At 66.9% G+C, this 13,567-nt stretch carries 13 protein-coding genes and 1 tRNA gene; all 14 read left to right on the top strand.

All coding sequences use genetic code 11. From position 1 onward, the window contains the following. The first annotated feature begins 337 nt into the window (after positions 1–337). Positions 338–414: transfer RNA gene (locus G3576_RS27085), tRNA-Asp, on the top strand. Positions 415–699: 285 nt separating this feature from the next. After that, entirely contained in the window at positions 700–1,068 is a 369-nt protein-coding gene (locus G3576_RS27090; protein WP_164697618.1) for an NADH-quinone oxidoreductase subunit A, read from the top strand. 55 nt (positions 1,069–1,123) lie between these two features. Further along, positions 1,124–1,684, top strand: coding sequence for a NuoB/complex I 20 kDa subunit family protein (locus G3576_RS27095; RefSeq protein ID WP_092960862.1), 561 nt, complete (start codon positions 1,124–1,126; stop codon positions 1,682–1,684). 10 nt (positions 1,685–1,694) lie between these two features. Then, a complete protein-coding gene (locus tag G3576_RS27100; RefSeq protein ID WP_164697674.1) occupies positions 1,695–2,324 on the top strand; it encodes an NADH-quinone oxidoreductase subunit C in 630 nt (209 codons plus the stop codon). After that, positions 2,321–3,568, top strand: a complete 1,248-nt coding sequence (locus tag G3576_RS27105; RefSeq protein ID WP_164697619.1) for an NADH-quinone oxidoreductase subunit D — start codon at positions 2,321–2,323, stop codon at positions 3,566–3,568. The genes G3576_RS27100 and G3576_RS27105 overlap by 4 nt, the downstream gene beginning before the upstream one ends. Then, on the top strand, positions 3,565–4,173 hold the full coding sequence (locus G3576_RS27110) for a complex I 24 kDa subunit family protein (protein WP_164697620.1): 609 nt from the start codon (positions 3,565–3,567) through the stop codon (positions 4,171–4,173). Before G3576_RS27105 ends, G3576_RS27110 begins: the two co-directional genes overlap by 4 nt. Positions 4,174–4,177: 4 nt before the next feature. Beyond that, positions 4,178–5,485 carry an NADH-quinone oxidoreductase subunit NuoF gene (gene nuoF / locus G3576_RS27115; protein WP_164697621.1) on the top strand — a complete coding sequence of 436 codons (1,308 nt, stop codon included), beginning with the start codon at positions 4,178–4,180 and terminating at the stop codon, positions 5,483–5,485. Between the two features lie 6 nt (positions 5,486–5,491). Beyond that, complete coding sequence (gene nuoG, locus G3576_RS27120; RefSeq protein WP_164697622.1) at positions 5,492–7,546, top strand: NADH-quinone oxidoreductase subunit NuoG; 2,055 nt, start codon at positions 5,492–5,494, stop codon at positions 7,544–7,546. Between the two features lie 6 nt (positions 7,547–7,552). Then, the gene (gene nuoH, locus G3576_RS27125; protein WP_164697623.1) at positions 7,553–8,569 is read left to right on the top strand and encodes an NADH-quinone oxidoreductase subunit NuoH; all 1,017 of its coding nucleotides are present in this window, start codon (positions 7,553–7,555) and stop codon (positions 8,567–8,569) included. Positions 8,570–8,580: 11 nt separating this feature from the next. Then, positions 8,581–9,069 carry an NADH-quinone oxidoreductase subunit NuoI gene (nuoI, locus tag G3576_RS27130; RefSeq protein WP_164697624.1) on the top strand — a complete coding sequence of 163 codons (489 nt, stop codon included), beginning with the start codon at positions 8,581–8,583 and terminating at the stop codon, positions 9,067–9,069. Between the two features lie 68 nt (positions 9,070–9,137). Beyond that, complete coding sequence (locus tag G3576_RS27135) at positions 9,138–9,827, top strand: NADH-quinone oxidoreductase subunit J (RefSeq protein WP_164697625.1); 690 nt, start codon at positions 9,138–9,140, stop codon at positions 9,825–9,827. Beyond that, positions 9,827–10,138, top strand: a complete 312-nt coding sequence (nuoK, locus tag G3576_RS27140; RefSeq protein ID WP_207623062.1) for an NADH-quinone oxidoreductase subunit NuoK — start codon at positions 9,827–9,829, stop codon at positions 10,136–10,138. Before G3576_RS27135 ends, nuoK begins: the two co-directional genes overlap by 1 nt. 4 nt (positions 10,139–10,142) lie before the next feature. Next, entirely contained in the window at positions 10,143–12,059 is a 1,917-nt protein-coding gene (gene nuoL / locus G3576_RS27145; protein WP_164697626.1) for an NADH-quinone oxidoreductase subunit L, read from the top strand. Then, positions 12,056–13,567 carry an NADH-quinone oxidoreductase subunit M gene (locus G3576_RS27150; RefSeq protein WP_164697627.1) on the top strand — a complete coding sequence of 504 codons (1,512 nt, stop codon included), beginning with the start codon at positions 12,056–12,058 and terminating at the stop codon, positions 13,565–13,567. The genes nuoL and G3576_RS27150 overlap by 4 nt, the downstream gene beginning before the upstream one ends.

The raw sequence follows: 13,567 nt of genomic DNA on the forward strand, positions 1-13,567 counted from the left end.
CCTGCGCGGCACCGCCGCGCAGCGCGGCCCGCAACGGGCGATGTCCCTTGAGCCACCGGACGAGGCGGAGAGAAGCGGCCTGCACGGCACCGCCCCGCAGGGCGGTCAGCGACCAGCGCCGCTGCCAGGGGCGCCGCGGACCCCCACCGCAGCCCTCCCCCGCAAGTGCGGAGGAGGGGGGGAGCGGCAGCCGCAATTTTTCCGTCACGACCGAATCCGTGCGCCACAAGCAACCTCGCAAACCGTCCACATCGAAGTGCCGGCGGCGTGCATTTCGCGGCGGGGGTGCGCTTGACACCCCCCCTCCGCCCCCGTATTCCCCGCCCACCAGTCGCGTGCGGGTGTAGCTCAGTTGGTTAGAGCGCCGGCCTGTCACGCCGGAGGTCGCGGGTTCGAGCCCCGTCACTCGCGCCACGCGACTGGTTTTCCCAACATTCCGAATGAGTTGGCGCCCTGACCTCTGGGATAACCGGACGTTGTGGCGCCTGTTTCCGTTTTGCGAACCAGTGCATGTCAAGACTGCCATGATGCGCTGCACCCTATGGCGGAGCGCGTCGGGCGGGTCTAATCTGCCCCTGCTGCGATGCGGCATGGGACGGGGGCCTGCGGGGATACGCGGGAAGCCCCCCCATCTCGCACATGCAGAAAACCCCGGTGCCTCAATGCCGGGGGTTGAGGCAAGGCAAAGGGTGCCGTGGCATGACCCAGCCCATGTTGGCTGAATACTTCCCGATCCTCGTGTTCCTGGGGATCGCGGCCGCCATCGCCTGCGCGATGGTGGGCGGGGCGCTGCTGGCCGCGCACCAGAAGCCGGACCCGGAAAAGCTCTCGGCCTATGAATGCGGCTTCGAGCCCTTCGACGATACGCGCCGGCGCTTCGACGTGCGGTTCTACCTGGTCGCCATCCTGTTCATCATCTTCGACCTGGAAGTGGCCTTCCTGTTTCCCTGGGCCGTCACGCTGAACGAGATCGGCTGGTTCGGCTTCCTCTCGATGATGGGCTTCCTCGGCGTGCTGACGGTCGGCTTCCTCTATGAGTGGCGCAAGGGCGCGCTCGATTGGGAATGATGGCGCGGCTTCGCACCAATTTCAGGGGGCGCCGGCGGGGCGCCCGGAGATCGGCATGAGCGGTTCGAACACACAGGACATCGCCTGGAACCGGGAGGCTCTGCCCCCCGGCCCCGCGCAGGACGCGGTCGTAAAGGGCATCACCGGTGAGATCGAGGAGAAGGGCTTCGTCATCGCCAACCTCGACAAGGTGGTGAACTGGGCCCGCACCGGCAGCCTCTGGCCGATGACCTTCGGCCTGGCCTGCTGCGCGGTGCCGATGATCCACGCGTATATGGCGCGCTACGACCTCGACCGCTTCGGCATCATCCCGCGCGGGTCGCCGCGGCAGTCGGATGTGATGATCGTGGCGGGCACGCTGACCAACAAGATGGCTCCCGCGCTGCGCAAGGTCTACGACCAGATGAGCGAGCCGCGCTGGGTGATCAGCATGGGCAGCTGCGCGAATGGCGGCGGCTACTACCACTACAGCTACGCGGTGGTGCGCGGCTGCGATCGCGTGGTGCCCGTCGATGTCTATGTGCCGGGCTGCCCGCCGACGGCGGAGGCGCTGGTCTACGGCATCCTTCAGCTGCAGAAGAAGATCCGCCGGACGGGGACCATCCTCCGTGGCTGAGGCGAGCGCGATGCACGAACTCGGTGCGACCATCGCGGCGGCGGCCGGCCCCGCCGTGCAGGAAGTCTTCGTGGAGCGCGGGCAGGAGCTGGTGCTGCGCGCGACGCGGGAGATGATCGTGCCGCTGATGGCGATGCTGCGGGACGATCCGCGCTTCGCCTTCGAGCAGGTGATGGACATCTGCGGCGTGGACTATCCCGAGCGCGCGGAGCGCTTCGAGGTGGTGTACAACCTGCTGAGCCTGGCGCTGAACCAGCGCGTGCGCGTCATTGTCTCGACCGACGAGGCGACGCCGGTGCCGAGCGTGGCGGGCGTCTGGCCGGCCGCGACCTGGTATGAGCGCGAATGCTGGGACATGTACGGCGTCGTCTTCGCGGGGCTCACGGATCTGCGCCGGCTGCTGACCGACTACGGCTTCGAGGGCCATCCGCTGCGCAAGGACTTCCCGCTGACTGGCCATGTCGAGGTCCGGTACGACGAGGAGCGCAAGCAGGTGGTCTATGAGCCCGTCGCGCTGACGCAGGATTTCCGCAACTTCGATTTCCTCTCGCCCTGGGAAGGCATGACGACGCTGCCCGGCGACGAGAAGGTGCATCTGATCCGCGGGGAACGCGGGCAGATCGAAGGGCCAAAAGCATGAGCACCGAGCTTGTGAGCGGCCTGCCGCTGCCCGGTGGCTCCGAGGATTCGGGCCACCACCAGAAGCTGTTCGACGCCGATACCCACACCATCAATTTCGGCCCGCAGCACCCGGCCGCGCATGGCGTGCTGCGCCTCATCCTGGAGATGAAGGGCGAGGTGGTGGAGCGTGCCGATCCGCATATCGGCCTGCTGCATCGCGGCACCGAGAAGCTGATGGAGTACAAGACGTATCTCCAGGCGATGCCCTACATGGATCGCCTCGACTACGTCTCGCCCATGTGCATGGAGCACAGCTGGGTGCTGGCGGTGGAGAAGCTGCTCGGCATCGAGAACGAGGTGCCGGAGCGCGCGCGCTGGATCCGCACCATGTTCGCGGAACTGACGCGCATCCTGAACCACCTGCTGAACGTCACGACCTATGCGCTCGACGTTGGCGCCATCACGCCCTCGCTCTGGGGCTTCGAGCAGCGCGAGCATCTGCTGGAGTTCTATGAGGCGACGGGCGGCAGCCACTACCACGTGAACTACTTCCGCGCCGGCGGCGTGGCGAAGGACCTGCCCGCGGGGCTGGAGGATCGCATCGGCAAGTGGTGCGACCAGTTCCCGGCCTTCCTCGATGACCTCGAGGGCCTGCTGACGAACAACCGAATCTTCAAGCAGCGCACCGTCGATATCGGCGTGATGACGGCGGAACAGGCCATGGCCTGGGGCTTCAGCGGCCCCTGCCTGCGCGCCTCCGGCTGCGCCTGGGACCTGCGCAAGTCGCAGCCCTATGAGAAGTACGGCGAACTCGATTTCGAGATTCCCGTGGGCGTGCATGGCGACTGCTACGACCGCTACCTCGTGCGCATGCAGGAGATGCGGCAGTCCCTGTCGATGGTGAAGCAGTGCCTGGCGAAGATCCGGCCGGGCGCCGTGAAGATCGCGGACAACAAGATCACGCCGCCGACGCGCGGCGCGATGAAGCGGTCGATGGAAAGCCTCATCCACCACTTCAAGCTCTACACCGAGGGCTATCACGTGCCCGCCGGCGCGACCTACACGGTGACGGAAGCGCCGAAGGGCGAGTTCGGCGTCTACATGATCGCCGATGGCACCAACCGGCCCTATCGCGTGAAGATCCGCGCGCCGGGCTATGCGCATCTCCAGGCCATGGAGGCGCTTTCCAAGGGGCACATGCTGGCCGACGCCGTCGCCATCATCGGCAGCCTCGACATCGTCTTCGGGGAGATCGACCGGTGAGCGTCGAACAGCCCACGCACTTCGCCTTCGACGCGGAAAGCGAAGCGCAGATCAGCAAGGTGCTGGCGCGCTATCCGGAAGCGAAGAAGGCCTCGGCCGCCATCCCGCTGCTCTATGTCGTGCAGCGCCAGATGGGGCGCACCACGGGCAGTGCCTGGGTGCCGAATGTCGCGATGGACGAGATCGCAAAGCGCCTCGGCGTCGCGCCGATCCGCGTCTATGAAGTCGCGACCTTCTACTTCATGTTCAACATGAAGCCGATCGGGAAGCATCACCTGCAGCTCTGCGGCACCACGCCCTGCATGCTGCGCGGCAGCGACGACGTGATGCGCGCCTGCCATGACGCGGCGCATGTGAAGGTCGGCCAGACCAGCAGCGACGGGCTGTTCACGCTGACCGAGGTCGAGTGCCTCGGCGCCTGCGTGAACGCGCCGGTGCTGCAGGTGGATGACGACTACTACGAGGACCTGGACTACGACCGCACCGTCGCGCTCATCGAGGCGCTGAAGCGGGGCGAGCGGCCGAAGCCGGGCAGCACGATCGGTAGGCAGACCAGCGCGCCGGAAGGCGGACCGCTGACGCTGCTGGACGTGGCGGGGGAATAGGGCCATGGCGCTCGCCGACAAGGACCGGATCTTCACCAACCTCTACGGCATGCAGGATTGGCGCCTGGCCGCCGCGCAGCGTCGCGGCAACTGGGACGGCACCAAGGGCATCCTGGAGAAGGGCCGCGACTGGATCATCGAGGAGATGAAGTCCTCGGGCCTCCGCGGCCGCGGCGGCGCGGGCTTCCCGACCGGCATGAAGTGGTCCTTCATGCCGAAGCAGGCGAGCGAGCGACCGCACTACCTGGTCGTCAATGCCGACGAATCCGAGCCCGGCACCTGCAAGGACCGCGACATCATCCGCCACGACCCGCAGACGCTGATCGAGGGCTGCCTGATCGCCGGCTTCGCCATGGGCGCGCATGCCGGCTACATCTACATCCGCGGCGAATACTACAACGAGAGCGTCGTGCTCGAGGCCGCGATCCAGGAAGCCTATGATGCGGGGCTGATCGGCAAGAACGCCTGCGGCAGCGGCTGGGACTTCGACCTCTACGTCCATCGCGGCGCGGGTGCGTATATCTGCGGCGAAGAGACGGCGCTGATCGAGAGCCTGGAAGGCAAGAAGGGGATGCCGCGGCTGAAGCCGCCTTTCCCCGCCGCCGTGGGTCTCTATGGCTGCCCGACCACGGTGAACAACGTCGAGACCATCGCGGTGGTGCCGACGATCCTGCGGCGCGGCGCCGCCTGGTTCGCGGGCTTCGGCCGGCCGAAGAACAGCGGCACCAAGGTCTTCTGCATCCAGGGCCATGTGAACAAGCCCTGCAATGTGGAGGAGGAGATGAGCATCCCGATGCGGGAGCTCATCGAGCGCCATGCTGGCGGCGTGCGCGGGGGCTGGGACAACCTGCTCTGCGTCATTCCCGGCGGGTCCTCCACGCCGCTGCTGCCGAAGCACATCTGCGACGACGTGCTGATGGATTTCGATGCGCTGCGCGAGCACAAGTCGGGCCTCGGCACTGCGGGCGTGATCGTGATGGACAAGTCCACCGACATCGTCCGCGCCATCGCGCGCCTGTCCCGCTTCTACAAGCATGAGAGCTGCGGCCAGTGCACGCCCTGCCGCGAAGGCATGGGCTGGGTCAGCCGCATGATGGACCGCATGGTCGAAGGCCGCGCGGATGTGGAAGAGATCGACGTGCTGGAGGAAGTGACCCGGCGCATCGAGGGCCACACCATCTGCGCGCTGGCCGATGGCGGCGTCTGGCCCGTGCAGGGCCTCATCCGGCATTTCCGCCCGGTCATGGAAGCGCGCATCGCCGAGTACAAGGCGAAGCATGCGCGCCCCTCCATGCCGATGGCGGCGGAGTAAGCGACGATGGCGAAGGTCACGGTCGACGGGATCGAGGTCGAGGTCCCGAACGGCGCCACGGTGCTTCAAGCGTGTGAGGCCGCGGGGAAGGAGATCCCGCGCTTCTGCTACCATGAGCGGCTGAGCGTCGCGGGCAATTGCCGCATGTGCCTGGTCGAGGTGGAAAAGGCGCCGAAGCCCGTCGCTTCCTGCGCCTATCCCGTGGCCGATGGCATGGTGGTGAAGACGGACAGCCCCGTCGTGCGGAACGCGCGCCGCGGCGTCATGGAATTCCTGCTGATCAACCACCCGCTGGACTGCCCGATCTGCGACCAGGGCGGCGAATGCGACCTGCAGGACCAGTCCGTCTCCTACGGCATGGACAAGTCCCGCTACCGCGAGGCCAAGCGGTCGGTGAAGGACAAGAACATCGGGCCGCTGATCAAGACGATCATGACCCGCTGCATCCAGTGCACGCGCTGCGTCCGCTTCTCCGCGGAAGTGGCCGGCACGTCGGAGATGGGCGGCACGAACCGGGGCGAGAACCTCGAGATCGGCACCTATGTCGAGAAGGCGCTGACCAGCGAACTCTCCGGCAACCTGATCGACATCTGCCCGGTCGGCGCGCTGACCAGCCGGCCCTACGCCTTCGTCTCCCGCCCCTGGGAGCTGCGGAAGACGGACGGCATCGACGTGCAGGACGCGACCGGCACCAATATCCGCATCGACAGCCGCGGCCCGGAAGTGCTGCGCATCCTGCCGCGCATCAATGAGGAGGTGAACGAGGAGTGGATGGCCGATCGTGGCCGCTTCTCCTTCGATGGCCTCAAGCGCAAGCGACTCGACCGGCCCTGGCTGCGCGTCGATGGCAAGCTGAAGCCGGTGAGCTGGCCGGAGGCGCTGGGCGCCGTGGCGGCGAAGCTGAAGGCGACGCCGCCTGATCGCATCGGCGCGGTGGCGGGCGACCTGGTGGATGCGGAGAGCGCCTTCGCGCTGAAGGCGCTGATGGCGGGGCTGGGCTCCGCGAATCTCGATTGCCGCCAGGATGGCGCGGCGATCGATGCGTCCCGCCCGGATTTCTACCGCTTCAACACGACGATCGCGGGGATCGAAGAGGCGGATGCGCTGCTGATCATCGGCAGCAATCCGCGCACCGAGGCGCCCGTCATCAATGCGCGCATCCGCAAGCGCTGGTCGGCGGGGCGCTTCCCCATCGGCGTCGTCGGTCCGGCGGGCGTGGACCTGACCTATGGCTACGACCATGTGGGGGAGGGGCCGGCGACGCTCCGATCCATGCTGGCCGGCACGCATCGCTTCATGGCGGTGCTGCGGGACGCCAAGAAGCCGATGATCCTGGTCGGTCGCGGCGCGCTGGCGCGGCCGGATGGCGCGGCGGTGCTGGCGGCGGCCTGGGCCATCGCGCAGTCCTGCAACGCGCTGCGGGATGACTGGCACGGCTTCAACCTGCTGCATCTGTTCGGCGGCCAGGTCGCGCCGCTGGCGATGGGCTTCCTGCCCGGCCAGGGCGGCAAGGATCTCGGTGCCATGCTGTCGGGCGGCGTCGATGCGCTGTGGCTGCTGGGCGCGGATGGGATCGACCCGGCCGCGATCGCGCCGGGCACCTTCGTGATCTACCAGGGCCACCACGGGGACCGCGCGGCCTCGCGCGCCGACGTGATCCTGCCGGGTGTCGCCTATACGGAGAAGGACGGCACCTACCTCAACACGGAAGGCCGCGCGCAGCGCAGCCGCATGGCGCTGCATGGGCCGGGCGAGGCGCGGGAGGATTGGCGCATCATCCGCGCCACCGCCCAGGGCCTCGGCGTCTCGATGGGCTTCGACGATCTCGGGCAGCTTCGCGCGGCGATGACGGCCGCGGTGCCGGCGCTGGCGGAGGGCTTCACGCGGGCCTTCTGCACGGACACGACCGGTCCCGCCGGCGATGCACAGGCGCTGGGCGATGCGCCCTTCGTCTCCGCGATCACGCAGTACCACCTGGCTGACGCCATCGCCCGCGCGTCGGACGTGATGGCCGAATGCGCCCGCACCTACGGCCCGGCGCCGGCGCTCGCCGCGGAGTAAGGAACGATGGAAGCCTTCCTCGCCACCCCCGTCGGCATCCTGGCGCTGACCGTCGCGCAGGCGATGGCGCTGCTGGTGCCGCTGCTGATCGGCGTCGCCTATTTGACCTGGGCGGAGCGCAAGATCCTGGGCGCCATGCAGATGCGGAAGGGGCCGAACGTCGTCGGGCCCTTCGGCCTGCTGCAGCCCTTTGCCGACGCGCTGAAGATGCTGATGAAGGAGACCATCATTCCTTCCGGCGCGTCCCGCGCGCTGTTCCTGATGGCGCCGATGATCACCTTCATGCTGGCGATGCTGGCCTGGGCGGTGATCCCGGTGAATGATGGCTGGGCGATCGCCGATATCAATGTCGGCATCCTCTACCTCTTCGCCATCTCGTCCCTCGGCGTCTACGGCATCATCATCGCGGGCTGGGCGTCGAACTCGAAGTACGCCTTCCTCGGCGCGCTGCGATCGGCGGCGCAGATGGTGTCCTACGAAGTCTCCATGGGCTTCGTGATCGTGACCGTGCTGCTCTGCGTCGGTTCGCTGAACCTGACGGAGATCGTGCGGGCGCAGTCCACGGTGTGGTTCATCATCCCGCTCTTCCCGATGTTCGTGATCATGTTCATCTCCGCGCTGGCGGAGACGAACCGCGCGCCCTTCGACCTGCCGGAAGGCGAGTCCGAACTGGTGGCGGGCTTCTTCGTCGAATACAGCTCGATGAGCTTCGCGCTGTTCTTCCTTGGCGAATACGCGAACATGATCCTGATGAGCGCGCTCATCACCATCCTGTTCCTGGGTGGCTGGCTGCCGCCGATGGCGATGGAGCCCTTCACCTGGATCCCGGGTCCGGTGTGGTTCATCCTGAAGATCTGCTTCTGCCTCTTCGTCTTCGTCTGGGTGCGCGCCACCTTCCCGCGCTACCGCTACGACCAGCTGATGCGCCTGGGCTGGAAGGTGTTCCTGCCGTTCAGCCTGGTGTGGCTCATCATCACCGCGGCCGCGCTGAAGATCTTCGGCTGGCTGCCGGCTGTCGGGTGAGGAGAGAGACCATGCCGATGCTCGACCGCGTTGCCCGCAGCCTGCTGCTGACCGAGATCGTCTCGGGCATGGCGCTGACGCTGGGGCAGTTCTTCAAGCCGAAGGCGACGATCAACTACCCGCATGAGCGGTCGCCGCTGAGCGCGCGCTTCAAGGGGGAGCACGCGCTGCGCCGCTACCCCAATGGCGAGGAACGCTGCATCGCCTGCAAGCTGTGCGAGGCCATCTGCCCCGCCCAGGCCATCACCATCGAGGCCGAACCGCGGGATGACGGCAGCCGCCGCACCACGCGCTACGACATCGACATGACCAAGTGCATCTATTGCGGCATGTGCGAAGAAGCCTGCCCGGTGGATGCGATCGTCGAGGGGCCGAACCTCGAATTCGCGACGGAAACGCGCGAGGAGCTGCTCTACGACAAGGCCAAGCTGCTCGCGAACGGCGATCGCTGGGAAGCGATGCTGGCCGCGCGGCTCGAACTCGACGCGCCGTATCGCTGAGACGACCGCCCCGGTGACGGGGTGGATGGGGACGAGATGATGAACGCTACCGATCCCGGAGGGGCGCGATGATCGCCGCAGCCGCCTTCTACCTCTTCGCGGCCGTGCTGATCGCCAGCGCGGTCATGGTCGTGACCAGCCGCAATCCCGTGCACAGCGTGCTGTTCCTGATCCTGGCGTTCTTCAACGCGGCGGCGCTGTTCCTGCTGGCCGGGGCCGAGTTCCTGGCGATGATCCTGGTCATCGTCTATGTCGGCGCGGTCGCGGTGCTGTTCCTCTTCGTCGTCATGATGCTGGACGTCGACTTCTCCGCGCTGCGGGAGGGCTTCCAGCGTTACGCGCCGGTCGGCGGCGCCGTCGGCCTGGTGCTCTTCGCCGAACTGGTCTTCGTCTTCGGCAGCTGGAGCTTCGCCGATGACGTGGGCGGGCTGCGCCTGAACCCGACGCCGGAGGGCGTGGACAATACCCGCGCCATCGGGCGCATCCTCTACACGGACCATGTCTGGCTGTTCCAGCTTTCGGGCCTGATCCTGCTGGTCGCGATGATCGGCGCCATCGTGCTGACGCTGCGCGGGCGCCCGGCCTCCAAGCGCCAGGACATCGGGGCCCAGGTGGCGCGGTCCGGCAGCGTGAACCTGCGCCAGGTTCGCCCCGGCGCGGGCCTCGGCGAGATCGGGATCGAGCGGCCGCCGGTGGAGGCGCCGAAGCCGGTGAAGCAGGTCGAGCATCACGGCCACGATCATGGGGGGCACCACTGATGCTGGCCGTCGGCCTCGCGCACTACCTCACGGTGGGCGCCGTCCTCTTCGTGCTGGGCATTCTCGGCATCTTCCTGAACCGGAAGAACATCATCGTCATCCTGATGTCGGTGGAGCTGATCCTGCTCTCGGTGAACCTGAACCTGGTCGCCTTCTCGGCCCAGCTGGGCGACCTGACCGGGCAGATCTTCGCCATGCTGATCCTGACCGTGGCGGCCGCGGAGGCCGCGATCGGCCTCGCGATCCTGGTCATCTACTTCCGCAACCGCGGTACGATCGAGGTGGAAGACGTGTCCACCCTGAAGGGCTGAGCCGATGTATGTCGGTGCGATCTTCTTCCCGCTGCTCGGCGCCACCATCGCCGGGTTCCTCGGCCGCTGGATCGGCGACCGCGCGGCGCAATGGGCGACGGTCATCTGCATGGCCATCGCCGCGGCCTGCGGCATCAGCGCCTTCATCCAGGTGGCGCTGGGCCATGCGCCCGGCGTGGCGCCGCTCTTCACCTTCATCGATGTCGGCGGGTTCGAAGTGTCGTGGGCGCTGCGCTACGACACGCTGAGCGTCGTGATGGTGGCGATGGTCACCTTCATCTCGACGCTCATCCACCTCTACTCCGTGGGCTACATGTCGCATGACGCGACGATCCCGCGCTTCTTCGCCTACCTCAGCCTCTTCACGTTCATGATGCTGATGCTGGTGACGGCGGATAACCTCGTCCAGCTCTTCTTCGGCTGGGAAGGCGTCGGCCTCGCGAGCTATCTGCTCATCGGCTACTGGTATGAGAAGGACAGCGCGAACCGCGCGGCGATGAAGGCCTTCATCGTCAACCGCGTGGGCGACGTTTTCTTCATGCTCGGCCTCGCGCTGACCTTCTGGACCTTCCAGTCGGTCGAGTTCGACACGATCTTCGCGAGCGTGGAGCAGGCGCAGGCGCAGCGCTTCCTCGGCATGCCGGCGCTCGAGGTCATCGGCGTGCTGCTGTTCCTCGGCGCCTGCGGCAAGTCCGCGCAGCTCGGCCTGCACACCTGGCTGCCGGACGCGATGGAGGGGCCGACGCCGGTCTCCGCGCTGATCCATGCGGCGACGATGGTGACGGCGGGCGTCTTCCTGATGGCGCGCATGTCGCCGGTGATGGAATACGCGCCGACGGCGCTGGCCATCGTGACGATCGTGGGGGCTTCCACGGCGATCTTCGCGGCGACGATCGGCTGCGTGCAGAACGACATCAAGCGCATCATCGCGTATTCGACCTGCTCGCAGCTCGGCTACATGTTCTTCGCGGTCGGCGTCGGCGTGTACCAGGCGGCCGTCTTCCACCTCTTCACCCACGCCTTCTTCAAGGCGCTGCTCTTCCTGGGTGCGGGTTCCGTCATCCATGCGATGTCGGATGAGCAGGACATCCGGAAGATGGGCGGGATCTGGAAGAAGATCCCCGTCACCTACACCGTGATGTGGATCGGCAGCCTGGCCCTGGCGGGCGTGCCCTATTTCGCGGGCTACTACTCCAAGGACATGGTGCTGGAAGTGGCCTATGCCGCGCATAGCGGGCCGGGCATGTACGCCTTCGCCATGGGCCTGCTGGCCGCCTTCCTGACCGCCTTCTACTCCTGGCGCCTGCTGATCCTGACCTTCCACGGCACGCCGCGGGCGGATCACCACACCATGGAGCATGTCCATGAAAGCCCGCTGGTGATGCTGGTGCCGCTGCTCGTGCTGAGCGTTGGCGCGGTGTTCACGGGCTATGTCTTCTACGACTTCTTCGTCGGCCACGACCAGGAAGCCTTCTGGAACGGCGCGATCTTCAACGGGCCCGACAACCATGTGCTGCATCACGCGCATGAGGTGCCGGCCTGGGTGCCGCTGGCGCCGACGGTCGCCGGCGTGGCGGGCATCGCGCTGGCCTATGTGCTGTACATGTTCGCGCCGGGCATCCCGGGGAAGCTCGCTTCCAGCTTCGGCGGGCTGTACCGCTTCCTGCTGAACAAGTGGTACTTCGATGAGCTGTATGACGCGATCTTCGTGAAGCCCGCCCAGGCGCTGGCGCGGGCCTTCTGGAAGACCGGCGACGTGAAGCTCATCGATGGCATGCCGAATGGCGCGGCCGCCCTGGCCGTGGATGCGGCGCAGGGTGCGGTGAAGCTGCAGACCGGGCGCGTGGCCAACTACGCCTTCACCATGATCATCGGCCTCGTGGCCTTCGTATCCCTCCTCCTGCTCGGGATGCCCCGATGAACGCCGCCGGCTTTCCCATCCTCAGCCTCGTCACCTTCCTGCCGCTGGCGGGGGCGCTGATCATCCTGACCGTCCGCGGTGAGGATGAGGTGGTGGCGCGCAATGCCCGCTGGACCGCGCTCTGGACCAGCCTCATCACGCTGGCGCTCTCGCTGGTTCTCTGGGTGCGGTTCGACAGCGCCTCGGCGGATTTCCAGTTCGTCGAGCAGGCGGCCTGGCTGCCCGAATTCGGCGTCGGCTACCACATGGGCGTGGACGGCATTTCCGTGCTCTTCGTGCTGCTCTCCACCCTGCTGACGCCGCTCTGCATCCTGGCGTCGTGGGAGAGCGTGCAGTCCCGCGTGCGGGAATACATGGTCGCCTTCCTCGTGCTGGAAAGCATGATGGTCGGCATGTTCTGCGCGCTGGACTTCGTGCTGTTCTACATCTTCTTCGAAGCCGTGCTGATCCCGATGTTTCTGATCATCGGCGTCTGGGGCGGCGCGCGGCGGGTCTACGCCGCCTTCAAGTTCTTCCTCTACACGCTCGCCGGCTCCGTCCTGATGCTGCTGGCGATCCTGGCGGTGTGGTACCAGGCGGGCACGACCGACATCCCGACGCTGATGGAGCAGGCCTTCTCGCCGCGCATGCAGTTCTGGCTGTTCCTGGCCTTCTTCGCCTCCTTCGCCGTGAAGGTGCCGATGTGGCCGGTGCATACCTGGCTGCCCGACGCCCACGTGGAGGCACCGACGGCCGGTTCCGTCATCCTGGCGGGCGTGCTGCTGAAGATGGGGGCCTACGGCTTCCTGCGCTTCAGCCTGCCGCTGCTGCCTCAGGCGAGTGCCGACTTCGCGCCCTTCATGTTCGCGCTCTCCGTCATCGCGGTGATTTACACCTCCCTCGTCGCGCTGGCGCAGGAGGACATGAAGAAGCTGATCGCCTATTCCTCGGTCGCGCATATGGGCATCGTGACGCTCGGCATCTTCACCTTCACGGTGCAGGGTCTGTCCGGCGCGCTCTTCACCATGCTGAGCCACGGCGTCGTCTCCGGCGCGCTCTTCCTCTGCGTCGGCGTGCTCTATGACCGCGTCCATAGCCGGGAGATCGCGCGCTACGGCGGGGTCGCGAAGATCATGCCGGCCTATGCGCTGGTCTTCATGCTCTTCACCATGGCCTCCGTCGCCCTGCCGGGCCTGGCGGGCTTCCCGGGTGAGCTGCTGGTGATCGTGGGGGCCTTCAAGGTCAGCCCCTGGGTCGCGCTCGGCGCGTGCATGGGCATGATCCTGGGCGCGGCCTATGCGCTGTATCTCTACCGCCGCGTCGCCTTCGGGAAGATCACGCGCGACGACCTCCGCAGCCTGCTCGACCTCAGCCCGCGCGAATACGCGGTCTTCGCGCCGCTGATCCTGCTGACGCTCTGGATGGGGGTCTATCCCTCCTCCTTCCTCAACTTCTTCGAGGCAAGCGTGACGGCCCTCGTGACGCGGCATGAAGCCGCGCTCGGCGCCGCCCGCCTGGCCGGGATGTGA

The sequence above is a fragment of the Falsiroseomonas algicola genome, from assembly GCF_011040385.1.
Taxonomy (GTDB): domain Bacteria; phylum Pseudomonadota; class Alphaproteobacteria; order Acetobacterales; family Acetobacteraceae; genus Falsiroseomonas; species Falsiroseomonas algicola.

Bases quoted from the DNA above. Each gene is read 5' to 3' on its own strand.
- G3576_RS27090 (WP_164697618.1), top strand. From the start codon at position 700: ATGACCCAGCCCATGTTGGCTGAATACTTCCCGATCCTCGTGTTCCTG.
- G3576_RS27095 (WP_092960862.1), top strand. From the start codon at position 1,124: ATGAGCGGTTCGAACACACAGGACATCGCCTGGAACCGGGAGGCTCTG.
- G3576_RS27100 (WP_164697674.1), top strand. From the start codon at position 1,695: ATGCACGAACTCGGTGCGACCATCGCGGCGGCGGCCGGCCCCGCCGTG.
- G3576_RS27105 (WP_164697619.1), top strand. From the start codon at position 2,321: ATGAGCACCGAGCTTGTGAGCGGCCTGCCGCTGCCCGGTGGCTCCGAG.
- nuoF (WP_164697621.1), top strand. From the start codon at position 4,178: ATGGCGCTCGCCGACAAGGACCGGATCTTCACCAACCTCTACGGCATG.
- nuoG (WP_164697622.1), top strand. From the start codon at position 5,492: ATGGCGAAGGTCACGGTCGACGGGATCGAGGTCGAGGTCCCGAACGGC.
- nuoH (WP_164697623.1), top strand. From the start codon at position 7,553: ATGGAAGCCTTCCTCGCCACCCCCGTCGGCATCCTGGCGCTGACCGTC.
- nuoI (WP_164697624.1), top strand. From the start codon at position 8,581: ATGCCGATGCTCGACCGCGTTGCCCGCAGCCTGCTGCTGACCGAGATC.
- G3576_RS27135 (WP_164697625.1), top strand. From the start codon at position 9,138: ATGATCGCCGCAGCCGCCTTCTACCTCTTCGCGGCCGTGCTGATCGCC.
- nuoK (WP_207623062.1), top strand. From the start codon at position 9,827: ATGCTGGCCGTCGGCCTCGCGCACTACCTCACGGTGGGCGCCGTCCTC.
- nuoL (WP_164697626.1), top strand. From the start codon at position 10,143: ATGTATGTCGGTGCGATCTTCTTCCCGCTGCTCGGCGCCACCATCGCC.
- G3576_RS27150 (WP_164697627.1), top strand. From the start codon at position 12,056: ATGAACGCCGCCGGCTTTCCCATCCTCAGCCTCGTCACCTTCCTGCCG.